The 24,392-nt window shown below is 66.5% G+C and carries 19 protein-coding genes and 1 tRNA gene; 6 read left to right on the forward strand and 14 right to left on the reverse strand.

Annotated features, from left to right (window positions below):
* Positions 1 to 37 precede the first annotated feature (37 nt).
* Positions 38 to 2,044, forward strand: a complete 2,007-nt coding sequence (locus B2747_RS08605) for a homoserine dehydrogenase (protein ID WP_291159169.1) — start codon at positions 38 to 40, stop codon at positions 2,042 to 2,044.
* A gap of 367 nt (positions 2,045 to 2,411) precedes the next feature.
* Here B2747_RS08605 and B2747_RS08610 read toward each other — a convergent pair whose 3' ends face one another.
* On the reverse strand, positions 2,412 to 3,566 hold the full coding sequence (locus tag B2747_RS08610; protein WP_291159171.1) for a P1 family peptidase: 1,155 nt from the start codon (positions 3,564 to 3,566) through the stop codon (positions 2,412 to 2,414).
* 99 nt (positions 3,567 to 3,665) lie between these two features.
* Here B2747_RS08610 and B2747_RS08615 point away from each other — a divergent pair, with 99 nt between their 5' ends.
* The 3 genes from B2747_RS08615 (at position 3,666) to B2747_RS08625 (ending at position 6,172) form a co-directional block, all read left to right on the forward strand.
* A complete protein-coding gene (locus tag B2747_RS08615; protein WP_291159173.1) occupies positions 3,666 to 4,757 on the forward strand; it encodes a hypothetical protein in 1,092 nt (363 codons plus the stop codon).
* A 74-nt stretch (positions 4,758 to 4,831) separates the two neighbouring features.
* On the forward strand, positions 4,832 to 5,302 hold the full coding sequence (gene moaC / locus B2747_RS08620) for a cyclic pyranopterin monophosphate synthase MoaC (RefSeq protein ID WP_291159297.1): 471 nt from the start codon (positions 4,832 to 4,834) through the stop codon (positions 5,300 to 5,302).
* Positions 5,303 to 5,326: 24 nt separating this feature from the next.
* A complete protein-coding gene (locus tag B2747_RS08625) occupies positions 5,327 to 6,172 on the forward strand; it encodes a transglycosylase SLT domain-containing protein (protein ID WP_291159175.1) in 846 nt (281 codons plus the stop codon).
* Positions 6,173 to 6,305: 133 nt separating this feature from the next.
* On the opposite strand, the gene B2747_RS08630 is transcribed toward B2747_RS08625, so the two are convergent.
* The 10 genes from B2747_RS08630 to rplS all read right to left on the reverse strand — a co-directional run bounded on the left by B2747_RS08630 (position 6,306) and on the right by rplS (position 15,768).
* Positions 6,306 to 7,826: a lytic transglycosylase domain-containing protein gene (locus tag B2747_RS08630; protein WP_291159177.1), complete on the reverse strand. Its 1,521-nt coding sequence runs from the start codon at positions 7,824 to 7,826 to the stop codon at positions 6,306 to 6,308.
* A gap of 86 nt (positions 7,827 to 7,912) precedes the next feature.
* A complete protein-coding gene (locus B2747_RS08635) occupies positions 7,913 to 8,398 on the reverse strand; it encodes a hypothetical protein (RefSeq protein WP_291159179.1) in 486 nt (161 codons plus the stop codon).
* 85 nt (positions 8,399 to 8,483) lie between these two features.
* Positions 8,484 to 9,161, reverse strand: coding sequence for a response regulator (locus B2747_RS08640; RefSeq protein ID WP_291159181.1), 678 nt, complete (start codon positions 9,159 to 9,161; stop codon positions 8,484 to 8,486).
* The gene (locus B2747_RS08645) at positions 9,158 to 11,104 is read right to left on the reverse strand and encodes a sensor histidine kinase (protein WP_291159183.1); all 1,947 of its coding nucleotides are present in this window, start codon (positions 11,102 to 11,104) and stop codon (positions 9,158 to 9,160) included. The genes B2747_RS08640 and B2747_RS08645 overlap by 4 nt, the downstream gene beginning before the upstream one ends.
* A gap of 4 nt (positions 11,105 to 11,108) precedes the next feature.
* On the reverse strand, positions 11,109 to 12,704 hold the full coding sequence (locus B2747_RS08650) for a mechanosensitive ion channel family protein (protein WP_291159185.1): 1,596 nt from the start codon (positions 12,702 to 12,704) through the stop codon (positions 11,109 to 11,111).
* 156 nt (positions 12,705 to 12,860) lie between these two features.
* A tRNA-Lys gene (locus B2747_RS08655) sits at positions 12,861 to 12,933 on the reverse strand.
* A 128-nt stretch (positions 12,934 to 13,061) separates the two neighbouring features.
* A complete protein-coding gene (locus B2747_RS08660; RefSeq protein ID WP_291159187.1) occupies positions 13,062 to 13,724 on the reverse strand; it encodes an OmpA family protein in 663 nt (220 codons plus the stop codon).
* A 180-nt stretch (positions 13,725 to 13,904) separates the two neighbouring features.
* A complete protein-coding gene (locus B2747_RS08665) occupies positions 13,905 to 14,750 on the reverse strand; it encodes an SDR family oxidoreductase (RefSeq protein WP_291159189.1) in 846 nt (281 codons plus the stop codon).
* A gap of 10 nt (positions 14,751 to 14,760) precedes the next feature.
* Complete coding sequence (locus B2747_RS08670) at positions 14,761 to 15,387, reverse strand: ribonuclease HII (protein WP_291159190.1); 627 nt, start codon at positions 15,385 to 15,387, stop codon at positions 14,761 to 14,763.
* A 15-nt stretch (positions 15,388 to 15,402) separates the two neighbouring features.
* Positions 15,403 to 15,768: a 50S ribosomal protein L19 gene (gene rplS, locus B2747_RS08675; RefSeq protein ID WP_291159191.1), complete on the reverse strand. Its 366-nt coding sequence runs from the start codon at positions 15,766 to 15,768 to the stop codon at positions 15,403 to 15,405.
* Between the two features lie 359 nt (positions 15,769 to 16,127).
* Here rplS and B2747_RS08680 point away from each other — a divergent pair, with 359 nt between their 5' ends.
* Positions 16,128 to 18,200 carry a prolyl oligopeptidase family serine peptidase gene (locus B2747_RS08680; protein WP_291159193.1) on the forward strand — a complete coding sequence of 691 codons (2,073 nt, stop codon included), beginning with the start codon at positions 16,128 to 16,130 and terminating at the stop codon, positions 18,198 to 18,200.
* 32 nt (positions 18,201 to 18,232) lie between these two features.
* Here the strand turns inward: B2747_RS08680 and B2747_RS08685 are convergent, their stop codons facing one another.
* From B2747_RS08685 to B2747_RS08695, 3 genes are all read right to left on the reverse strand, one after another.
* On the reverse strand, positions 18,233 to 20,221 hold the full coding sequence (locus B2747_RS08685; RefSeq protein ID WP_291159195.1) for a DUF885 family protein: 1,989 nt from the start codon (positions 20,219 to 20,221) through the stop codon (positions 18,233 to 18,235).
* 84 nt (positions 20,222 to 20,305) lie between these two features.
* On the reverse strand, positions 20,306 to 22,219 hold the full coding sequence (locus tag B2747_RS08690; RefSeq protein ID WP_291159197.1) for an ATP-binding cassette domain-containing protein: 1,914 nt from the start codon (positions 22,217 to 22,219) through the stop codon (positions 20,306 to 20,308).
* Positions 22,219 to 23,790: a glycoside hydrolase family 10 protein gene (locus tag B2747_RS08695; RefSeq protein WP_291159199.1), complete on the reverse strand. Its 1,572-nt coding sequence runs from the start codon at positions 23,788 to 23,790 to the stop codon at positions 22,219 to 22,221. The genes B2747_RS08690 and B2747_RS08695 overlap by 1 nt, the downstream gene beginning before the upstream one ends.
* A 51-nt stretch (positions 23,791 to 23,841) precedes the next feature.
* On the opposite strand from B2747_RS08695, the gene B2747_RS08700 reads away from it, so the two are divergent.
* Entirely contained in the window at positions 23,842 to 24,282 is a 441-nt protein-coding gene (locus B2747_RS08700; RefSeq protein WP_291159201.1) for a thiol-disulfide oxidoreductase DCC family protein, read from the forward strand.
* Positions 24,283 to 24,392: the final 110 nt, after the last annotated feature.

Below are 24,392 nucleotides of genomic sequence, written 5' to 3' on the forward strand. Positions count from 1 at the left end.
AACAACGGCGGCAAGCAGCGTGGGTGCGCAATCCGTTGTGCCACCCGATTGGCCGGTGGTGGACGAAACCATCACGCTCCCGGGCATCACGCTCGAGGGAGGCGAAACGCTTGATGCCATTCGCGTGCACTATCGCCTTGAGGGCACCGTGGCGGCGGCGCGCGACAACGTGGTGCTGGTGGTGCACGCGCTCACGGGGACCACCGAGGCGACGGTATGGTGGAAGGGTGTCATTGGCGCCGGCCAGAGCATCGACCCAACGCGCCACGCCGTGCTCTCGGCGGCGCTGCTTGGTGGCTGCGATGGCACCACCGGGCCGAGCAACATTGAGCCTGATGCACTGCCGCCAATCACCACGCGTGATCAGGCGCGCGTGCTGGCGCTGCTGCTCGACCTTCTGCGCATTCCGGCACCGCTGCTCGTCTGTGGCGGATCACTTGGCGGCATGGTCACACTGGAGTTCGCGGCGACCTTCCCCGAGCGCACGCGCGGCGCCGTGGTGCTGGCGGCGCCGGCCGTGCAAACGGCGCAGGGGATTGCGTGGAACGCCATCATGAAGCGCGCCATTGCGCTGGGCGGCGCGCGCGAGGGGTTTGCCCTCGCGCGCATGGTGGGCATGCTGAGCTATCGCACGCCCCTGGCCCTCGAACAGCGCTTCGGGCGTCGTCGCACGGCGGCAGGTCACTTTGAAGTGGCCGACTGGCTTGATGCACATGGTGAGCGTCTCGTGGCACGTTTTGATGCCACGAGTTATGGCGCGTTGCTCGACGCCATGGACAGCCACGATGTCGGACGCGGGCGTGGCGGCGTGAGTGCGGCACTCTCGCCCGTGGCTGACCGGCTCACCGCCGTTGGCATTCCGGGTGACCTGCTCTATGCCGACGAGGCCGTGCGCGAATGGGCCGACGCCTCTCGCGCCACGTACCGCGAGCTCACGTCCGTCCACGGACACGATGCCTTTCTGCTCGAAACGGCCAAGGTGTCGCGCATCATCGAGGAGGCCCTCGACGCGGCGGCGCGCACTCCCGTGTCGACGCCGGTCGTCAATCCGCGCGCGGTATCGCGCCACGTCGCACGTCCGCGGCTGCGTCGGGTGGCACTGGCCGGCTGCGGCTTTGTCGGTGGCAGTCTGCTGGAGTTGCTGACGGCCCGTCACGAGGAGCGTCCCGGTCAGGTCAGTGTACCGCGCGTGTTGGTGCGCGACGCCGAGCGCGAACGCCCTGCGCTACAGCAGGCCATTCGCAGTGGGCTCGCGCCCGCCAACGCCTGCATCACCGATCCGCACGCCTTGCTCGATGACGACATTGACGTGCTGGTGGAAGCCATCGGCGGTACGGAAGTCGCCGCCGATCTGGTGGAGGCCGCCCTGGCCCGCGGCATTCACGTCGTCACCGCCAACAAGGCGCTGCTTGGCCTTCGTGGTGAAGCACTCAAGGCCAGCGCCGAGTGGCAGCGCAGCAGTCTGTCCTTCGAGGGCGCCGTGTGCGGGGCCATTCCCATCGTGCGCTGCCTGCAGAGCGGCGCGGCGGGTGTGGACATCACGCGCATCACCGGCATTCTGAACGGCACCAGCAACTTCGTGCTGCAACAACTTGCCGCAGGCCAAACCCTCGGCGAAGCCGTCGAGACCGCGCAGGCGCTGGGTTATGCCGAAGCCGACCCCACGCGTGATCTGAATGGACAGGATGCCGAGGACAAGTTGCGCATTCTCTCATGGCTGGCCTTCGGTGTGGCGCCCCACGCCCTCGAGGTGCGACGCCGTGGACTCGACGAAGACGTCGCGCGCTGGGCCCGGGACGTGGCAGCATCCGGAGACCGCGTGAAGCTGCTGGCGTCCGTGCAACGCGTGGGCGAGCAGCTCATCGCGCGCATCGAACCCACACGCGTGGCCGCAAACGATGCCTGGGCGCAGGTCGACGGGCCATTCAATCGCATTGTGGTGGAGTCGCGTTCCGCTGGAGCCCTGGTGTTTCAGGGACCGGGCGCCGGCGGACTGGCTACAGCGGGTGCGGTGCTGTCCGACCTCCTGCCGCTCATTGCGTGATGTGCGTGGCAGCGCATGCGCTCCGCGGTGAGCAATGCCGCGCTCTTCCGGGTCTGACATGGGACTTGCCCGATCTTTGTATTTCGCGACCTCGCAGTTCAACGTTGACTGCGTTTCTCTGCGAACTCTGCGCCCTCAATTACTCTGCGTGAGTTGTTGACGTTCTTGCCAATGCCATCAATGCTGTGGTGGTCCGCACGTTCGTCAACAGCCTTGTCGCGGATGACACGGATGGAGCGGAAACCGCACGGATCAACTGCTCGCAGTGCTCTGGTTCCAGTGCGTGGGCTGACATCGTGAACAGCCCACGCAGGGTGAAAGAGGGCGCAAAGGCCGCGACAAGGCAGTTCAACCCCGACCGCATCTCTCACGGTTTGATGCCTCGGGCTTCGAGCAGAGGACGCACGGAATCGACGGGTAGCGGCCGCACGGTGCCCGCGCGGCTGCTCACCGGTGTGGCCATGAGCATGGCGTTGTACAACGCCTCCTCGGTGGCTTCCGTCACGGCCTGAAACAGGGCCGACATGGCGTCGTTGCCCAGCTCGTCGTTGGTACTGACCGACGCATCGGGTGAGCGACGCACCCTGGGGTTGGTGCTGAAGGCCAAGACGTAGTCGCCCGAACCGTTCGACGCACTGGAGCCGGTGCGCGCGAGCCCCATGATCGCGCGCGCTCCCAGGCGTTCGAGATTGCGCGCGAGAAGCGGTGCATCGGTGGCAATGACAATCATGCACGATCCGTCGCCCCGCTCCGCGCCGGCATCGCCCGGCGACCGACCGGCTGCATCCCGCTCGACATCCCGCTGAAAGGCATACCGTCCGAGCAACGGTCCTACCGGCACGCCCGCCATTTGCAGCACTCCCCCGTAGTTGCCCTGTACCAGCACGCCCACGGTGTGGCCACCGAGTGAGGCCGGCAGACGCCGCGACGCGGTGCCGATGCCCCCCTTCCAGCCAAACATGACCGTGCCGTGTCCGGCGCCGACACTGCCTTCGGCCACCGGCCCGGTTGACGCGGCAGCCAGGGCCTGCTGCACGGCGGCGGCCATGCCGGGCCGCGCACGCGTCGCATTGAGCGCGCCGTCGTTGGTCTCGCCAACCACGGGATTGATGGACCGCACCGAAGCGTTCTCCGGCCGCGCCATCATGTACTGCGCCAGGCCGTCGCCCACCTGCCAGATGCACAGCGTGCAGGTCAGCAGCAGCGGCGTCTCCAACTCGCCCAGTTCCCGCAACTGCGTCACGCCGAGCAGCTTGCCGAAGCCATTGCCCACATGCAGCGCGGCCGGGACCCGCTCACGAAACAGGTCGCCGCCGTGCGGGAGAATGGCCGTGACGCCGGTGCGAATGGAGTCGCCGTGGGAAACGGTGGCATGTCCTACCGCCACGCCGGCTACATCGGTGATGGCATTGAGTGGCCCCGGCCGGAACACTCCGGGCGCGATGCCCAGCGTCCGGGCGCGAACCTGCGCCGACAGGGTGGCAGGCACAAGGCAGGACAACAGCAGGAGGGCGCGGCGCATGGCGGGGACCTTCGAAGTACGGAGCAGGCAGCGGAGGGGCGGCGGAGGAACGGCAAAGCCGTAACGGAGACCGCCGTGGTGACCGATGTAGATTGCAGCATGTCGCTGCGTCCCGTCTATGGCCACCAGGCCATACGTCATCGCCTTGCCACTGCGGCCGCCGAAGGGCGGCTGCCGGCCAGCCTGTTGCTGCAGGGCCCTCGGGGCGTGGGCAAGCAGCGTCTGGCCCTGTGGCTCGGGCAATTGCTGCTCTGCGATCAGGCCCTGTCCGAACGCGCTATTGAACCCTGCGGGCAGTGTCCCCAGTGTCGCTATGCGGAGCGCGGCATGCACCCCGACCTGCACTGGGTGTTTCCGCGCGCAAGGCTCAAGGAAAGCGACCCCGACGCCCAGGATGCCAAGGAGGACCTGGGCGAGGCCATCGCGGAACGCATGGCGGCCGACGGGCTCTGGGGACCGAGCAACGGCACCGAGGCCATCTACAAGTACATGATGCAGATGGTGGTGCAGCATGCGGCCCGTCGCCCGGCCATGGCGCGGCGCGCGGTGTTTGTGCTGGGCGACGCGGAACGCATGGTGCCCCAGGAATCGAGCCCCGAGTCGGCCAACATGCTGCTCAAGCTGCTCGAGGAGCCGCCACCGGGCACGACGCTCATTCTCACGTCGAGTGAGCCGGGCACGCTGCTGCCGACCATTCGCTCGCGCGTGGTCTCGGTGCGTGTCCCGGCGCTGGGCCGTGCTGATGTCGACGCGTTTCTGAATGACGCGGCCGTAGCGCGCGCCTTGTCGCGGGTGCCTCGCGAGGAGCAACTGGCACGCGCGGGCGGCACACCGGGCGCCCTGTTTGGTGGAGAACCCATGCAGGGCGCCTTTACTTCGGCGCGACTGCTGCTCGAAGCGGCCCTGGCTCCCTCAACGCCCGACGGTCAGGCGCAGCGTCTCAAGGTGGCTGCCAAGCAGGGCGTCGCCGGCGCGCGTGGCGCATTCAGCGACATGCTGGACGCACTAACCCACCTGCTGCATGCACGCACGCAACAGTTGGTGGCGCAGGGTGCCGAGCGCGAAGCGCGACGCACAACGATGGCGATTCCTGTCGTGGAGCGCGCGAAGGAACTAACACAACGCAATGCGATGCCCAACCTGCAAACGGCTGCGCTGTTGGCCGATTTGCATCGACTGCTGAGGTCATGAGTACGCCACATTCTGGTCCAGATTCTGGTCCCGCCACGCCCCCGGATTCTGCCCGCGCGGAGGTCGCGCGTGACCTGACGCACACTGATGGGGCAGGAAATTTTCGCATGGTGGACGTCGGCGACAAACCGATTTCCGTACGGTCGGCGTTTGCCTCCGGTTCGATTCGAATGGAGGTGGACACATTTAAAGCCATACGTGACAATACCTTAAAGAAGGGCGATGTCATTCCGGTGGCCCGACTGGCCGGAATTCAGGCAGCCAAACGTACGGCTGAGCTCGTTCCGCTCTGTCACCCCTTGGCGTTGTCCGGGGTAGAGGTCCGGGTTAGTCTCGATGAATCCCTTCCCGGTTGCCGGGTCGAGGGATTCGTCAGAACCACCGCCCAAACCGGGGTGGAGATGGAAGCGTTGACAGCCGTGTCCGTGGCGTTGCTCACGATTTACGACATGGCCAAGGCTGTCGACCGGACCATGGTGATTTCCGACATCGTGTTGCGCGAGAAGCGCGGCGGCACGAGGGGGGACTTCATCGGCGGTCCGTGACTGACCAGCTGAACGAGAGGGTTCATGCACAACGTTGACGATAGCAGGACGAAGACAGACGCGGAGTCGCGTCGGCGCCGCATGCAGCGCCGCCGCAACATGCGTCAGGCCAAGCGCAGTTCTTTGGCCGTGGTGGTGTTGGCGCTGGTGTTGGTGATGATGGAGCGTCGTGGTCCGCGCCCTGAGGGGGCAGAGACGCCGCTTCCGTCTGTGGGTGAGGTGCTCGGCTTGCACGGTCCCACACAGCCTACGGTGGCCGCCGCGCCGCGTGTGTTGCGTCAGGAGCCGCTGGCGGCCATTGCCGATCAGCCCATGTGGCGCCGCGCCGGTGAGGTGCTCAAGCGCGGCAAGACCAGCCCGTCTGCCACGCAGATGGCCTCCGGTCAGCTTGCCGGTCAGATACCAAGCCAGCATGAGTATCTCAACCGCTGGCAGGCCATCCAGAGCTACAGCACCCGCTACCGCATCAAGACCGATCTGGCGCGGCGCATCTACGATGCCTCAATCGCCGCCGGCATCGAGCCGGAACTCGGCTTCCGCGTGGTGCGCGTTGAGAGCGTGTTCGACCCGCGCGCCGTCAGTTCAGCGGGCGCCATCGGTCTCACGCAGCTCATGCTGGGCACAGCCCGGGCGTTCGAGCCCCGCATCACGCGCGAAGACCTGCTCGATCCCGACGTGAACCTGCGCATTGGGTTCCGCTATCTGCGCGGCCTCATCAAGCAGTACAAGGGCGACTTGATGCTGGCGCTGGTGGCCTACAACCGTGGCCCGGTGGCCGTGCAGCGATCGCTGGCCATGGGCGTCAGCCCGGCCAACGGCTACGAGAAGCTGATCACCCGCGGGTATCGCGGAAACGGCATTCTGGATTAACAGCAAACGGCGACAGCCGTAACCCGGAAGCCGGGTTCGGAAGCCTCAACCCAGGAGCCGAAGGCCCGGCAACGCGCCGTGCTGTTTGTTTGGCTTCTGCGGTAAGGCTCCCGACCCCGGCTTCCGTTTCGTGCTACCGCTTCTTGCTGTTTGTGCTTCGCACGACCAGTGTCTGTCCCGCCAGAATGCGATCGCCGCGAATGCGGTTGAGTGAACGCAGGCGGGACTCCGTGATGCCATAGCGCCGCGCAATGCCGCCGATGGTCTCACCGCGCCGCACCACGTGCACACCGCGACTGGTGGACGTGGCCACCGCCGTCCCGTACTTCTCGATGCCCGGGTCCGGCACATTGCGCGCGAAGGCCAGCGCCGACTTCATGGGGATTCTCACCGTCTGCCCCACCACCACATTGCCCTTCTTGGTGGTGCGCAGACCGGGATTGAACCAGCGCAACTGGGCCGAGGTTACGCCATGCTGCTTGGCCAGGGCCGCCACCGACTTGCTGGTCTTTACCTTGACCGCGCTATAGCCGCGTCGATCAGCCTCGGGCAGCGCATCAAGCGCCGCACGCACCCGATCGCCGCTGCCGACCGGCACCCGAACCCAGATGGCCGCGTCCGGCGGTGTCACGCCGCGCAGAATGGCCGGATTGAGGTCGCGCAGCGTATCGACGGGTACGGCCCCCGCATCGGCCACCACACTCATGTTGCTGCCAGCCGCCACGAGCACCGAGTCGTACGCATAGGGAGCCAGTGAATCCACCTGCAGTCCATGGCGCTCGGGCACCTTGGCCACCAGGGCCGCCGCAATCAGTTGCGGCACGTAGTTCTTGGTTTCGGCGCGCAGATAGTCCTGCTCCGCCAGGGCAAAGAAGCGATCATCGCCTTCACTGCCCTCGAGCGCGTCGGCATAGCGCGAGAGTCCGCGCGCCACACGCCCGGGCCCGCCGTTGTACGCGGCCGCGGCCAGATAGAACGAACCAAACTGCTTCTGCAGATAGCCCAGGAAGCGAATGGCCGCATCGGTGGAGCGCGCGGGGTCCCGCCGTTCATCCATCCACCAGTCCACGCGCAGCCCCACATCGCGCGCCGTACTGCTCATGAACTGCCACATGCCCACCGCGGCCGCGCGCGAGTAGGCATTGGGGTCGTATCCACTTTCAATGAACGCGAGGTAGGTGAGGTCCTCGGGCATGCCCGCCTCGCGCAACTTGCTGCGGATCATGGGCTGGTATCGCGTGCCTCGCGTAAGCCGCGACACGGTGCGCTCGCGCGCCGTGGTGCTGAAGAGCGAGACATAGTGCGCCACCCGCTCGTGGGTCTCATAGCTGCGCACGTCGATGTCCCAAGTGGGCTCGTCGCTTGCGGAATCCGCATTGGCCACCGCCGTCGAATCACCAAAGACGGCCACGGCGGCCTCCACCACTTCATCACGGGGCGCTGACGCGGCCGGCGCGCTGGGCGGCCTAGGGGTCGGCCGGGAGGCGGTGGCGGTGAGTGGCTGGGGCGCAGCGTCCGGCCCCAGCGCAGGGCGCAGACCGGGCTGACAGGCGGTGCTGACGGCGACGCCGCACATCATGACCAGCGCGCGCAGGCGCCCGTCGCGGAACGTCGACCACAGCCCCGCGCGCAGGAAGGGGGCGGCAGGGTTCACGCCAACAACCTACCCCGATCGGCTCGCTTCGGACACCGTGCCGGCCCCCGGAAATGGGGATCGGCGTCACAGAGCGGGCGTGTGAACTAGCGCGGGTGACAGGACGGGCCGGCTGACAGATGCGGCGCCACGAGGCGGTTCACGGCCTGCAGGGCCGCCCGGGCAGCGGTGGTGATGGGGTCGCCTTCGTCCACGGCGGCGCCAATGACCTTGGTGCCCGCACCGGCCACACGGACCACGGCCGCCACCATGATGACGGTGGCATCGAAGGCCCGCACGGGCTTCGCGCCAATCAGTTCAAAGGTCAGGGCATGGCCCGTGGCCTGGGCCAGCGCGTCGAACGTGGCCAGGGCGGCCAATCGCAGGTCGCCTCCCGGGCAGGTGCTGCCCTCGTGGGTGGCGGTGAACTCATGACCAGCTTCCAGATCTGCACCGCACGCCTCGGCAGCCCCAACGAAGCGCACCCGAACGCGCGAACGCGCACCGGCCAGCAACTCCAGCTGACAAGCATCCAGCCGAAGTCGCGCCGCGTCGGCCACCACGGTCTGCGATGTGTTGGGTAGAGGGAGCATGCGCAAGACGACGATCAAGCACCGCGTTCAGTAACGGTCGCGGGTGACCCACCACCGCAACGGCTGGCCTTGGACATTGGCCCGACTACGCGTCCGCCACCACGCCCGCTTCCAGCGCAAAGCGCGTGAGTCCGGCCACCGAGTGGATCTGCAGTTTGCGCATGAGACTCTCGCGATGCGCTTCCACCGTGCGGCGACTGATGCCCAGCTCGGCCGCTATGGCCTTGTTGGTCAGCCCGCGCGCAACACCGCCCAACACGTCCTTCTCGCGCGGCGTGAGTTGATCGAGCTGCGAGGCCGGGGTGTTGTCCACTACGGCGTCGGCCGAAGAAAGACGGCGCACGACCGCCGGACTGAAGAACGTGCCACCGGCGTGCACGGCACGAATGGCGGCGCGCAACTCCTCACCGGCGGAGTCCTTGAGCAGATAGCCGTGTGTGCCGATGCGCATGCCTTCGCGCACGTACTCGCTCTGGTCATGCATGCTCAGCAACAGGACGCGTGTGCCCGGCAAGGCCTCGAGAATCCGACCGGCCGCCTTGAGGCCCGTCTCCTCCGGCATGGTGATGTCGAGGACCACCACATCGGGCGTGAGCTGCTGCGCCAGCTCCACGGCCAGGCGACCATTCGACGCCTCGGCCACCACTTCGATGAGCGGGTCGGCGTCGAGCACGTAGCGCAGCCCCTCACGCACGAGGGCGTGGTCGTCGGCCAGCAGCACACGAATACGGGGAGCGTCGGTCACGTTGGAGAGTCGGGTCACGCGGGAATGGGGACGCGGATGAGCAACTCCGCGCCGGGATCACGATTGGAAATCTGCAGCGCGCCGCCCGCTGTGTGCAGGCGCTCTCTCATGCCGGTCAGTCCCATGCGCTGATCGGTGTCAAGCAGGCGACCACCCGGCGCCGACGGGAAGCCACGACCATCGTCGCGTACACGCAGGCGCAACTCGCCATCTGCGACGTGGAGTTCCACCTCCACCGTCGAAGCCTCGGCGTGGCGCAGCACATTGGACAGGGCCTCCTGCAGCGCACGGAACACCGCCAGTTCTGCTTCACCCTCCAGCGCCGGCAGACTGGGCGGCGCCACAAATCGCACCTGAACACCGGTGCGCTCGGTGAATTCCGTCACCAGCGAATTGAGGGCGGGCCTGAGACCCAAATCATCCAGCAACGTGGGCCGCAGGGCACTCGTGACTTCACGAATGCTCGCAATGCCGGTGTCCACCAGAGACAGCAGACGATCCAGGCGCGGCCCCGCCTCCGGCACCAGCGAACCACGCAGCGCCTCGAGCTGCATCTTCACGGCCGAGAACACCTGCGCGGTTTCGTCATGCAACTCGCGCGAAAGCCGGCGTCGCTCTTCTTCGTGCTGCCGCAGCATGCGTGATGACAGGCGCTCGAGCGCGCGCGTGCGCGCGGCCAACTGCCGGTCGAGTGACCACTGATCGAGTGCCGCGCCAACCTGCTGCCCAAGGGCCAGGAGGAAATCATCATCGAGGGCCGTGAACGGATTGCGCACATCACCAGCCATGATGAGCGCGCCCACCAATTGGGTGCCCGACCCCACGGGCAGCGCCGCAATGAAGGGCTGCTGATCCGTGGACGCCACCACCTGCGGCCGTCGCGTGATGCGCATGCGCGCCAGCGCATCGCGCACGGCCGGCAGCGGCAGTTGCTCTGCCCATTCGGTGCACACACCGGTGCCGCGTACAAAACGTCCGCGTGGTGGTGTGCCGTCATTACCTGACGCCGCTGTTGTGGACAGGGCGCGAGTGCGCGCCGCCTCGAGCACGCGATCGAGAATCTCGATGGGCGACTCGTTGACCTCCCCTGCACCGCCGAGCCGCGCATCGGCACCGTCGCGCGGCGGCGGCTCAAACAGGTACATGGCCGAGCCGCGTACGCCGGGCAGTGCCAGTGGCCGCGACAGCAGGACGTCGAGCGGATCGGTGTCGTTGGTGCGTCGCTGCAGGTCACCCGACAGCGTGGACAGCGCACGCACGCCGCGTCCGAGGTCGTCGAGTACGAGCAGCACCAGGCCCGACGCCACCAGCAGCACCATGGCGATGTCGAGGTAGTAGCCCCATGGGGTCCAGGCCCCCTGCGCGCGCAGGAAGGGATAGTCGAGGTGATGCAGGCCCCAGAGCAGGAAGGCAATGGCCAGCAACCGCGCACCGGGACTGCCCACCACGCGATGATGACGCCAGAACACCCAACCGGTCCACACGGTGGCACCGCTCAGAAACAGCACCGCGGGCAAGGCCGCCGAGAGAAAGCTGTCGAGCTGATAGATGGCGAGATACGACCAGAGCGGCGGGAAAAGCGCCACCAGCAGGTAGCTGGGCCGTGCCTTGGGCTGCCGCAGAAACACCAGCGAGGCCCAGAGCAGCACAAGGGCCGTCCATCCCGTCGTGACCTGATGCCAATACAACCACACGCGCTGACCACTGAGCAGAAAACTCAGGATGCACAGCAGCCGTGCCACATACACGCCCCAGGCCACGGCAAACCAACCGAACCAGGGCCGGCGATAGCGCGCGTAAAGATGCGCGCAGAGCGCCGCCACGCCCGTGGTCACGACCCCCTGCAACAGGATGGCCGCGAGCTCGGTGGCCACGATGGCCGGTGGCTCCACGGGCAAGTCCACCTGGAGCCGCGCCACGATCCACGGCAGGAGCAGCACGCCAGCAACAGTGGACGTCACGCGCTCAATCGACCGTCACAGGTGGTGTACCGCTGGCGCCCACGTGGTACACCGTGCGCGACGGGAAGGCAAAACCGCTGCCGTGTCGCCGCACGATGCGCATGAACTCCAGCATCATGTCGTGACGATACTTCACGAACTCGTTGATGTCGGTGGTCTGAAACCAGCAGGTCACGTTCATCCGAATGGCTGACTCGCCGAAGGCCGTGAGATAGACCCGCACGCGCTCGGGCCAGATGGCCGGATGCGCGCGCAGGGCCGCTTCCACGTCGGCTCGAATGGTCTCGAACTGCTCCGGGGTCGTGTCGTAGGTGAGATCGAGATCGGTACGGAAGGCCATGCGATCACGTTCACCAAACGTCTCGATGCGATCGTCGGCCAGGCGCCCGTTGGGCACCCGCACCACCGTGCGCTCAATCGTGCGAATGCTGGTGGAGCGAAGACCAATGCGTTCCACTTCGCCCTCGGTGGTTCCAACGCGCACCCAGTCACCCACGCGAAACGCGCGATCGGCCGCCAGACTCACACTGCCGAAGAGATGCTCCACCGTCTTTTGCGCGGCGAGTGCGACGGCAATACCACCAATACCGAGACCGGCCAGCAGAGTCGTGACCGGATAACCGAACTGCGAGAGCGCCACGAGCAGCGCCACAATGGCCAGCGTGACACGCAGAATATTGGACAAGAGCGGCACGAGTGTGCGCGCCTGACTTTGCCCTGTGGCCACCGCCGACTGCACCAGGCGCTGCTGCACCAGACCGATAATGCGCAGCAAGGCCCAGAAGAGGGCTATCAGCGCGAGTCCACGGACCAGCGCCGAGAGAAACCCATCCACGCGAGGATTGAGCTGCAGCAACCCCAGCACCGGTAGCGCCACGATGGACCCGGCCCACAAACGAAACGGGCCGCGCAGGGACGCCAGCAACAAATCATCCCAGTCGGTCACGGTGCGTCGCGCAATGCGTCCAAGCACGGCACGCAAACCGGCGCCAAGCAGCCACGACACCAGGATCAGCAGCGGCAAGGCAATGGCCAGCGCCACCCACTGCCAGTAGAACACGTTGAATGGTCCCTCACGCATCATCGACGCCGGCAGGCGATCACGCAGAAACGGCGCGCCAAGCTCGTCGTACCAGGCATCGACCTGCGACACGGTCCCCGCAGCAAACTGCCAGCGCACGGCACCGCTGGTGCGCGCCGTGCGCACGAGTCGAACCGCAACGTCGCCACCACGCGTGGCAATGCTGCCCACAACATCGCTGGTGATGTCACCGTCGGTGGTATCGCCAATGGCCAACGGAGACAGCAGTGCGGGATCAAGCGCCAGTCGCTGGTCGAGCACCACCTTGAACCGACGGGCGAGCTGCGGACCGCGGCTGGTGGCTGACGGCGAAAGCGCGAGATAGCTCGCCGCGGCGTCAAAGTCGCCCGTATCGGCGAGACGCAGAAATTCCTGCACGGCCGCACGCGGTGAGGCCGACGACACGGCCGGCGGCGCGGCGCTGTCCGGGGCTGGCTTGGATGAACCGCCAAGGCCGAACTGTGCGGTGACAGAGGCAAGAGGCAGGGCGAGGGCGGCCAGCGTGGCCAGACCGATCATCGCCCCATGGGCCAGTGGGCCCCAAAGGTGGCGCGCCGGGCGCACCACGGGTCTCAGGCAGCGAAGCATCTCGCAAGATAGCCAATGACAGGGGGTTACCGAACCCGCGAGGCAAAGATCCCTGGGTCATTTTCCACAGAACCTGTCGCCGGGAAGTGACCGGGGTGGGGATCGAACCCACGACCTACGGATTAAAAGTCCGCTGCTCTACCGACTGAGCTACCCGGTCCAACTCCCACGTGCGAAGAACAATGCAGACCAGAACAATAACGGGGCGACCACCATGGCTGGTAGCCGCCCCGTTCTTGCTGATGCCCTGCGTGGCGGCCATCCCGGAGGATGGCCGACCGGACCCGCTTATTCGTTGCCCGAGATGGCGGCCACGGTGGCCGTACCCATGCCAGCCGGCGTCTCGACCACAAACACCACGCGGCGGTTGAGCTCCGCACCGCTCTCGTCACCCTTGGCACCCGGCTTCACGAGACGGGTCTTGCCGTACCCCACCGTGCGCAGCGAGGCGCCATCGAGGCCCTTGCTCACGAGGAAGTCGCGCACCGCGTCGGCCCGCTCACGCGAGAGGCGCAGATTGTAGGCCGCGCTGCCCGCCGGGTCAGCAAAGCCTTCGATGGTGATGGTCGCGCCCTTGTAGTAGTTGGACGCCACCTGCGCGAAGCGCTCCAGCGCCGCTTCGTCCTGCTGACGCACGGCCGCATCGTCAAAGCCGAAGTGCACCGGCATGGCGAACTTCACCTGGTTCTCCATGGCCGTGATGCGCGCGCCGAACTCGTTGCGCAGGGTGCCCAGGTCGTTGCGCAGGGCGTTGAGGTCGGTACGCAGCGCGCCCACCTCGGTGTCAATCTTCGTGCGCAGCGAATCATCGCCCGCCACACGCTGACTGCGCTCGGTAGACAGCGCCACGCGCTGCTCCTCGAGGCCCTTCCGCACGAAGCCCTTCGTGGCACAGGCGCTCAGCGTGCTCACCGCCAGCACCGTCATCGTCGCAAACCGGATCTTCTGCATCGCTGTCTCCTCCCATGGATTGATCGCTCTTGGCAGCGCGTCGTCACACTGTGCGCCAGCGCGCCCGCCACGAAAGGAAGGTCGTGCGCCAGGACCTGTGGCGCCGTGCGCTTCATCACGAAAAACCCGCCAATTTGTGCGAAAGGTGACAGCAGTCACGCGATTCGCATGAAGAAAACATTACGGCGTGGGCTTGGCCAACCACTCGCCGCCGTCGACGACAAAGATGGCCCCCGTAATCCAGTCGCCGGCCGGCGACGCGAGGAAGGCCACCATGTTGGCGATGTCCTGTGGCGTGCCCCAGCGACCCAACGGAATGCCCGTGCGGGCATACTCGGCCATGCGCTCTTCCGCGGCGGCAAAGAGGTCGGGCACGCCACTCTCGGCCGGCGGCGTGAAGGCCTTGCGCACGCCCTCCGTCGGGATGGGGCCGGGCGCGATGGCATTCACTCGAATGCGATCGGGCGCCCACTCCATGGCGAGGGTGCGTGTGAGGGCATCCACACCCGCCTTGGCTGCCGTGGCATGGGCCATGAGGGGCCAGCCCCGATAATGCAGCGTCATGGATGTGCTGATGATGCGTCCCCCGCCCTGCGCCTTCATGACCGGATGCGCGGCCTGCGAGCAGTAGAAGGTGCCGTAGAGATCGATCTCCACGACCGAGCGCCAGGCATTGGGGGACAGCGTGGCGCTGGGCGCGTAGAAGTTGCCAGCGGCGTTGTTGACCAGCACATCAAGACGACCATGTGTACTGGCGACCTCCTGTACCACGGCATGCACCGCCGCATGATCGCGCACATCGAGCGCCACACTGCTGGCCGCATGGCCGCGCTCACGGATGGCCGCCACCGCGGCCTCGTGATGTGCGGGTCGCCGGCTGGCCACGACCACGTGCGCGCCCAGCGCCGCCAGCAGTTCAGAGATGCCGAGGCCAATGCCGGTGCCCCCGCCGGTCACGAGCGCCACCTGCCCCTTCAGCAGGTCGTCACGAAAGACAGAGCGGAAATCGGCGGCGGGAGTAGTCATGGGTCGTCGCTCAAAACAGGGAAGGCTGTTCGTCGAGGCAGAAGCTGCGTCGATGATGGGCCGTGAGCCCGTGTTGCGCCAGCGCCGCGCGGTGCACCGCGGTCCCGTAGCCCGCGTTTCGCTCCCAGGCATACACCGGATAGCGCCCGGCGAGGGCCTGCATGAGCCGATCACGTGTGACCTTGGCCACGATGGAGGCGCAGGCAATCGCGTAGCACTTGCTGTCGCCTTTCACGACCGCCGTGTGTACGCAGCCCAAGGTGCGAAGCGGTTTGCCATCCACCAGCACATGCTGGGGCTGCTGTCCCAATCGCCGATGCAATTGGGCCAGCGCACGCTGCATGGCCAGCACGGTGGCGTGATAGATGTTGAGCTGATCAATCTCACGCACGCTGGCGGCGCCAAGGCCGATGGCTATAGCCCGTTCGCGAATGCGAAGCGCCAGCGCCCGCCGCACCTCCGGCGTGAGCTGCTTGGAATCGTCCACGCCGGCAATGGCCCGCTGCTCGGCGGGCATGACAAGGGCACATGCGACAACGGGGCCCGCAAGCGGGCCCCGTCCAACTTCGTCCACCCCGGCCAGTACCGGCCCGTGGACTGCACGCAGGTTGCGCTCGATGGGGCTCCAACGCGCCATCGATGCGTCGCCGCCTTACTTGGCGGTCTGCGACTTGTGAACGACCTTGCGCTCCTTGATGCGGGCGGCCTTGCCCGTCACGTCGCGCAGGTAGTACAGCTTGGCACGACGCACCGCACCACGACGCACGACGATGATGTCAGCAAGCATCGGGCTGTGCACCGGGAAGATGCGCTCCACACCCACGCCATTCGACACCTTGCGGACAGTGAACGTCTCGCTGACGCCAGCGCCACGACGGGCGATGACCACGCCTTCGAAGGCCTGGATGCGTTCCTTGTCGCCTTCCTTCACTCGCACATTCACGCGCACCGTGTCGCCGGCGCGGAACGGAGTGACGGTCTTCATCCACTCCTTCTGGGTTTCGATAAACGGGTGCATCGTGCAACTCCAGGACATCACGCAGGATGTCCGATTCGAAGGGCTACGGATCCGTCTGACGTTCCCGCGCGATGTCACAGGACGTGACGGAGCGCGATCGAACGACACACGGTGCGAGAGGCCTCGACGCGCACACCGGAAGCGAAGTCTTCCGGGTCGATACCGACGGGGCATCGCCACTGTCCGGGTATGGACAGGACTGTCACGGGCACCGCTGTAACGGGTACAGCGGCTTGCCCCCGTTTCCGGGGGAGCTTTGAAACATAGCCCTGCCCCCCGCTTTCATGCCAGTGGTCCCCGCCCGCGCCACCCGCCATGTTCCGGAGGCTGCCATTCCGACCCACTCCAGCACTCTCCCAATGCCCCCCGAACGCCCTCTGCCCTACCCCGTCACCCGTCGTGTTGATCAGGTCGACCACTACCACGGAACGCCGGTGGCCGATCCATTCCGCTGGCTGGAAGACGACCGCTCGCCCGAGACGGCCGAGTGGGTGGGCGCCCAGAATGCCGTTACCGCCGCGTGGCTGGCGGGCATTCCCTGGCGCGACGCGCTGCGAGACCGCCTCGCGACCCTGGTCAACTATCCCCGAAGCTCCGCCCCGGAGCAGAAGGGGCCGTGGCTCCTGTACGCGCGCAACGACGGCCTGCAGAACCAGCCCGTGTACTACATCCGCCGCGGTGAGGAGGGACCTGAGGAGCTGCTGCTTGACCCCAACCAGCTCTCGCCCGACGGTACCACGCGGGTGGCCGGACTCACCTTCGACCGGCAGGCGCGCTACATCGCCTACATGGTGAGCCACGCCGGTTCCGACTGGCAGCAGATTCGCGTGCTCGATCTGGCCACCCGACGCGACCTCCCCGATGTCATCGACCGGGTGAAGGTCTCAGGCATCGCCTGGCACGGCGACGGGTTCTACTACAGCCGGTACCCGGAACCGGCGGCAGACGCCGGCGAGTACTCGGCGCGCAACGAAGATCATCAAGTGTATTTCCACGCGCTCGGCACCACGCAGGACGCCGACACGCTGGTGTACCACGACCCCGAACATCCACAGCGCTTTCATCTGCTCGGCACGACCGAAGACGAGCGATTCGCCGTGTTGTCCGTGAGCGACCGCGGCCAAGGCAAGGACGGCAACGCGCTGCTGGTGCGTGACCTCTCGGTGGCCGACGCACCCTTTGTGCCGGTGTGGCCGCACTTCGATGATCAGATGTCTGTGCTGGACAATGATGGTGACACGCTGCTGGTGCTCACCAATCGTGGCGCGCCCAATCAGCGCGTGGTGCGCATCGACCCGCGACATGCCGATGAAGCTGAGTGGCAGGACGTCATCCCCGAGCACACCGACCCACTCGAGAACGTGAGCCTGGCCGGCGGTCGTCTCTTTGCCAGCTACCTGCACGACGTGACCTCGCGCGTGGAAGCCTGGCGCTATGACGGCACCCGCGAGCGGGAGGTGCAACTGCCCGGCCTCGGCACGGCCATGGGCTTCATGGGTGAGCGGGATGCAACGTCCGTGTGGTACACCTTCACCTCGTTTACCGCGCCGGCCACGGTGTATCGCTATGTCCTGGCCAGCGGCGAGAGCACGGTGTATCGCGCGGTGACCCTCCCGTTCGACCCCTCGGCGTTCGAGACGCGTCAGGTGTTCGTGACGAGCAAGGATGGCACACGGGTGCCCGCGTTCATTGTAGCGCGTCGTGGTCTGGTGCTCGATGGCAACAACCCGACCATCCTCTATGGGTACGGCGGATTCAACGTCTCACTGCCGCCGCAGTTCAGCGCGATGCGGGTGGCATTCCTCGAGCAGGGCGGCGTGTACGTGCAGGCGAACCTGCGTGGCGGCGGCGAGTACGGCGAGGCCTGGCATCAGGCCGGGATGAAGGCCAACAAGCAGAACGTCTTCGACGATGCCATTGCCGTGGCGGAGTGGCTGATTGCCGAGGGCTACACGCGCAGCGAACGCCTGGCCATTCAGGGCGGATCAAACGGCGGTTTGCTGGTCGGAGCCATCATGACCCAGCGGCCCGAGCTCGCGCGCGTGGCGTTGCCGAGTGTGGGTGTGATGGACATGCTGCGCTTTCACACGTTCACCATCGGATGGAACTGGATTGCCGACTACGGCTCCAGTGATGACCCGGAGGAGTTCCGCGTGCTGTATGCGTACTCCCCGCTGCACAACCTGAAGGATGGGGTGGACTATCCGGCCACTCTCATCACCACGGCCGACCACGACGATCGTGTGGTGCCGGCACACTCCTTCAAGTTTGCGGCGCGGCTACAGGAAGCGCATGGCGGCACGGCGCCGGTGCTCATTCGCATTGAGACACAGTCAGGGCACGGGGCCTCCTCGCTCAGCAAGCAGATCGAGGAGGCCGCCGATGTGTACGCCTTTGTGCTGGCCAACATGGGCGTGACGCCCTCACTCTAGACGGCACGCGTCGTCGCGCCCCGTCGGAGCGATCAACGCTTCGTGAAGGGGCGCGGCTCGGGAAGCTGTTCGGCGAAACGCCAGGGGGCCGCGCCACTTCGGGAGAGCGGTACCCTGGCAAGCCGTGCGCGCACCATGGCAATGGGCATCGGCCCGCCGCGATAGATGGCGTCATGGAACTCGCGATCCTTCATCTTGCCGCTCATGACCAGTTCCTTGTAGAGCGCGCGCAACTGCAGGCCACCCAGCATGTAGGCTGCCTGATAGATGGGCGAATAGCTGCCATTGAACGAGCGGCGCACTTCAGCCTCGGAGTTGGCGCGCTCGAACGGCACCTTGTCCACCAGATATTCGATGCACTGTTCGGGTGTCATCTTGCCCAGGTGGAAGCTGAGCGAGAACACGATGCGCGCGCTGCGGTGCATGCGCCACGCAAGCGCGCCCAGCCGATCTTCGGGCGTGACGTGGAAGTCGCGATCCCAGAGGAACATCTCCCAGTACAGCGCCGCACCCTCGTTCCAGAACGGCGTGTTGAACATGCGCCGATGACTGTTGTAGCGCGCCGTCATGAAACCCTGCAGATGATGGCCAGGGTTGAGCTCGTGAAACACGACGGCGCGTGAGAAGTGCGGGTTGTTGCCCCGCAGGCTCATGGCCTTCTCCTCGTCGGTCATGTCATTGGTGGGATAGCTCACGAGAATGCTTTCGCCACCCAGGAAGAACGGACTCACGCGCTGACGTTCCGGCGACAACATCTCCATGCGCCAGTCCTCACGCGCGAGCGCGGGAATGGTGATCCAGTCATGCCTGGCGAAGAACGCGTCGGCCTCGTTCGCCAGATCACGAATGAGATCGATCTGCTTGCCAGGCTCCACGTAGGTGTTCTTCACACGCTCCATGGCCGCCTTCCAGTCGTCACCCAGTCCCATTTCGCGCGCCGCCTTCTTGGCCTCGGCCTCACTGAACGCATACTCGCGTTCCGCAATGGCAATGAGCTCATCGGCCGTGTAGGGAATCATCGCGTGACGGAGGTCCATGGCCAGGCCGTCGGCCCCGATGGGGTCGCCGATGATGGGCTCGTTGGCCTGCGCCGCGTTGCGGGCACCAGCCGCGGCAGCGGCGCCACCTGGCCCGCCGCCTTGCGCCCCGCCCTGCCCCGGCGCCGCATTGCCGCTCGCTACCACGGCCGGTGCTTGGATGCCCACCAGACGCTGCCGAATGGTCTGCGCATAGCGGCGCAGACTTTCGTCGAGCTTCTGATACGGATTGCTGACCCACCAACTGAACAGCGGGTCGTAGCCGTTGTAGTAGCGATACCAGATGCCGACCGTGTTGCGCAGCACATCGAGGCGCTCGGCGGCACGGTTGGCCACCGTACGCGACACACGCGGCGCGGCCGGTCGCGCGGCACGCGACGAGTCACCGGCAGCGGCACGTTGTGGCGCGCTACTCGCTTCGAGCGTTTGCCGCAGGCTGTCCACCTGTTTGGTGAGCGTGGCAAGCAGACGCGCCGATTGTTGCGCGTTCACCGTGACCAGGTCACGCCGCGTTTCCTGCAGGGCCAGCAATTGATCGCCAAATGGCAGCAGCGGCGCGACCTCCGCCAACTGCCGGTCTTCCCGATCCATGAGCTCGAGCTCATAGCGCAGGTGGTTGTCGAGCAACACATAGTCCACCTTGCCTTCCTGCGACAGCTTGTCGAAATCCGACTCGGCCAGTCGCTTGCGCCAGTTCTCCCAGAAGGCGCGCATGCGCGTCCGCTGCGAACGCGAGTCCGGTGCATCGTAACGACGCTGCAGGGCCTGCTGATCAGCCGAGAAACGGGAAATGACATCGGCCAGCTCGCTCGTGGTGCTGCCGCGCAAGGCCGCCAACGACGGGACACTCGCCGTCGGGTCTGCAGGGAACTCCTGGCGCGTGGTGGGCTTTACACCGCCAGGTTGGGCGATGGCTGCCTTGGTACTGGCGAGGCTGGGGAGCAGCAGGGATCCGGCAAGCAGCAGGCGCAGGCGATCAGTCACGACGGGTCTCCGGGTGGGCAGCAGAAGCAGCGGGTCGGGCAGAATCTGCGGCACCGCCACGTTTTGTGCAGGGGCAGCCGACGATCAGCCGCCGGACGCGATGGTTTCGAGGGCCTCCCAGCGGTCCATCAGCTCCGGGATTTCCACCTCCAAGGCCTCGAGCCGGGACTTGAGAGACAGCACCCGGGGCCCGTCGCGCAACACGACGGGATCGGCCAACAGCGCGTAGGTTGACTCGCGTTCGGTTTCGAGCGCTGCAATGCGATCGGGCAGCGCGGCGAGCTCCTGCTGTTCCTTGAACGAGAGCTTGCGTGGCCGCGACTTGGCGGCGGGCGCCGCCGACTGTGCGGGCTTGTCACCAGCGGGGGGCGCGCTCTTGCGCGTCTCCACCGATGCGGCGGGTTCGGGTCGCTGGCGCAGCCAATCGCTGTAGCCACCGGCATACTCACGCACCACACCCTGCCCTTCGAGCACCAGCGTGCTCGTGACCACCGCATCAATGAACGCGCGATCGTGCGACACCAGCAGCAGCGTGCCACTGAACTCGCGCAGCAGCGCCTCCAGTAGGTCGAGCGTTTCGAGATCGAGATCATTGGTGGGCTCGTCGAGCACCAGCACATTGAAGGGCCGGGTGAACAGTCGCGCCAGCAGCACGCGATTTCGCTCGCCGCCACTCAGCGCGCGCACTGGCATGCGCGCGCGATCCGCACTGAACAGAAAGTCCTGCAGGTAGCCGTGAATGTGCCGGCGCTGTCCGCCTACGGTGACCCAGTCGGTGCCGTCCCCCACGCTCTCGATGACCGAGGCCTCGGGATCGAGTTGCTCCCGCAACTGATCGAAGTAGGCGATTTCGAGATTGGTACCGTGACGGACGCTGCCACCAGCCGGGGTGAGTTCACCGAGGAGCAGCCGGAGCAGTGTGGTCTTGCCCGAGCCATTGGGACCAATGAGCCCCACCCGATCGCCGCGCATGATGGTGGTGCTGAGTCCCTGCACAATGCGCCGCTCGCCGTGCGAGAAGCTGAGGTCCTGTACTTCCAGCACCAAGCGTCCGCTGCGATCCGCTTCCTGAATCTGCGCGCGCGTGAGGCCAACCCGTTCGCGACGCTGCGCGCGTTCCACCCGCATGGCTTCGAGAGCGCGCACGCGGCCCTCATTGCGCGTGCGACGCGCCTGAATGCCCGTGCGGATCCATACCTCTTCCTGCGCGAGGCGGCGGTCGAAATCCTCCCACGCCAGGGACTCGGCGTGCAGCGATGCGGCCTTGCGTTCGAGATAGGTATCGTAGTCGGGACCGAAGTCCGCGAGCCGTCCGCGGTCGAGCTCGACGATGCGCGTGGCCACCCGCCGCAGGAACGCCCGATCATGCGTCACGAAGACGAGCGTGAGCCCGTCGTTGATGAGCACCTGCTCCATCCACTCGATCGCGGCAATGTCGAGATGGTTGGTGGGCTCGTCGAGCAGCAGCACGTCGGGCTGTTGCACGAGGGCGCGGGCAAGCAGGGTCTGACGCGTGCGTCCACCGCTGGCTGCGGCAATAGGGGCTTCGGGGTCGAGCCCCAATTGCTGCAGAATGGTTTCCACGCGTCGGTGCCCCTGCCAGGCGTCGGCGGCGTCGAGCGCGCGATGTGCGCGGTCGAGTGCGGCGAGTGCGGACTCCGTGGCCTCGTTTTGGACCCGCTGCACGGCATCATGGTAGGCCGACAGCAGTCGTCCGGTCGCTCCCAGCCCTTCCGCCACCACATCAAAAATGCGTCCGGTGAGTGTACGCGGCACCGCCTGCTCCAGTCGCGCCACATGCACCCCACCCTGACGCACCACCTGTCCGGCATCAGGGGTCAGCGAGCCCTCGAGCACCTGAAGAAAGGTGCTCTTGCCGGCACCATTGCGACCCAGCAGACAGACGCGCTCACCGGCTTCGATGGCGAAATTGGCGCCGTCCAGCACCGGCGGCCCACCAAGTGCCACGCGTACATCCTGCACCGACAACAGGGCCATCAACGGGCTCCACGCGAAAGCAGCACACGGCGGGCGCTGCTCTCGTTGCCGTTCCGGTCCACGGCGCTCACCCACACCACGGGCGCCTCCGCCAACTCGGCGCTTCCAACCACCACGGCGGTCTGCGACGCCGGCAGCACTTGCGACGTCCACGTCGCGCCGTGTTGCACGCGCACACTGTGCCAGCGGGCCCGCGCACCAGCGGTAAGCCGCAGCACCCACTCACGCGATGTCGCATCACGCCGCAGTGTGGCCGCAGGAGCCGCTGGCCGCGTGCGTCCCAGCCACGGCGATGCGGGCACCAGCGCGTCTGCGGTGTACAGCTCGCGCAGCAAATGCGGCGCTGGGCGCTGGCCAAGACTGTCGTCCGGTGACGGCATGAGTGCCTTCATGGAGAAGAGCACATCGCCGGTGGCGCGCAGGCGTGCGCTGTCCCGCTGTGTGGTTTCGCGGGTGATGCGGATCTGTGCGTTGAGTTCGTCGCGCTTGAAGGTGCCGGCGGAAGCGCGCGAGGCACTGTGCCCCACCCACATGTGCCGGCCTTTGGTGTTCTCGTTCAACCACCAGTCGAGCAGTACCGGATAGCTCTGCGCCGTTTGCGCGATGGGCCAGTAGAGCTGCGGCGTGAAGTAGTCCACCCAGCCCTCGTTGAGCCACTTCTTGGAGTCGCCGGCAAGTTTCTCGTAGGCATCGAAGCCCTGAATGCTCGCCGGATAGCCTGGCCGCCAGATGCCAAAGGGGCTGATGCCGACTTTCACCCAGGGCTTGAGGGCCTTGGTGCGACGGTAGAGGATGCGCACGAACTCGTCCACGTTGTGCCGTCGCCAATCCGAGCGATCAAGTGCGCCGCCGCGGGCGCGATACCGCGCGTACGATGCGCTGTCGGGGAACGGGACTTCCGCGCCGTCCGGTCCCGTAATGGGATACGGATAGAAATAGTCATCGACGTGAACGCCATCCACGTCATAGCGCCGGACGACATCGAGCACGACGCGGAGTGAATGTTCGAGCACACCGGGCTCGCCCGGATCCATCCAGGTGTAGGTGCCGTAGGTGTGCACCCACTCGGGATGCGTCACGCTGAGATGCGTGCGCGCGTGCGGACCGGTGGCGGTGGGATGGCGCGCCCGATAGGGATTGAACCAGGCGTGCAATTCGAGTCCGCGGGCATGCGCCTCGCGCACGGCAAACTGCAGCGGATCATACCAGGGTTCGGGGGCGCGGCCTTCCACGCCGGTGAGGTATGCGGACCAGGGCTCCAGTGTGCTGGCATACATCGCGTCCCCCGCCGGCCGCACCTGAAGCAGTACGGCGTTCATGCGCAGGGCCTTGACCCGATCCAGAATGGCCAACAACTCGGTTTGCTGTTGCCAGGCGCTCAGGCCCGGCCGTGACGGCCAGTCGATGTTGGCCACCGAGGCCACCCACACGCCGCGAAACTCCCGCTGCATCGGCGGGGGGGCGTCCTGGGCAGTGAGCGGGGCGGCCAGCGGGGCCACCAAGAGCGCGCATGCGTGGGCAAGCACCGCCATGATCAGCGCGCGACGAGGCCGATGATGAGATGGAATCATCCGGGAACGATAGCCAATTGGACGAGGGCCCGGAGGCAGTATCTTTCAGTCATGTCCGATAATGATCGCTCCCATCTCAACGACACGCCGGTCCTGCTGTACGACGGCGAGTGCGGGCTCTGTGCTGGGAGTGTGCAGTTCATCCTGCGGCACGAGCCGGCGCACCGCCGCGAGGCCCTGCGTTTTGCGCCGCTGCAGAGTGATTGGGGGCGGCAGGTGCGTACGCGCCACCCCGAACTGGCGGGTGTGGATTCGGTCGTGTGGTTCGAGCCCACGGCCGCCGGTGGACGGGTGCGGTACCACAGCGCTGCCGGTCTGGCGGCGCTGCGGCATCTGGGTGGGTTCTGGGGTGTTCTGGGCGCGCTCGGATGGTTGGTGCCGCGCCCGCTGCGCGACGCGGTGTACCGGGCCATTGCCCGTCGGCGTTTCGATCTGGTTGCGCCGGCCTGCCTGCTGCCCACGCCCGAGCAGAGAGCGCGCTTCTTGGCGTGAAGCGACTTGTATCGGGCGCTGTGGCACCAGCACTCGATTGGGCGGCAGGATCGCCAACAGCTCACGCAGAGACGAGGAGGGCGCAGAGGGCGCAGAGAACTCCGGTCGGG

Origin of the sequence: Gemmatimonas sp. UBA7669 (genome assembly GCF_002483225.1) — a bacterium.
Lineage (GTDB): Bacteria > Gemmatimonadota > Gemmatimonadetes > Gemmatimonadales > Gemmatimonadaceae > Gemmatimonas.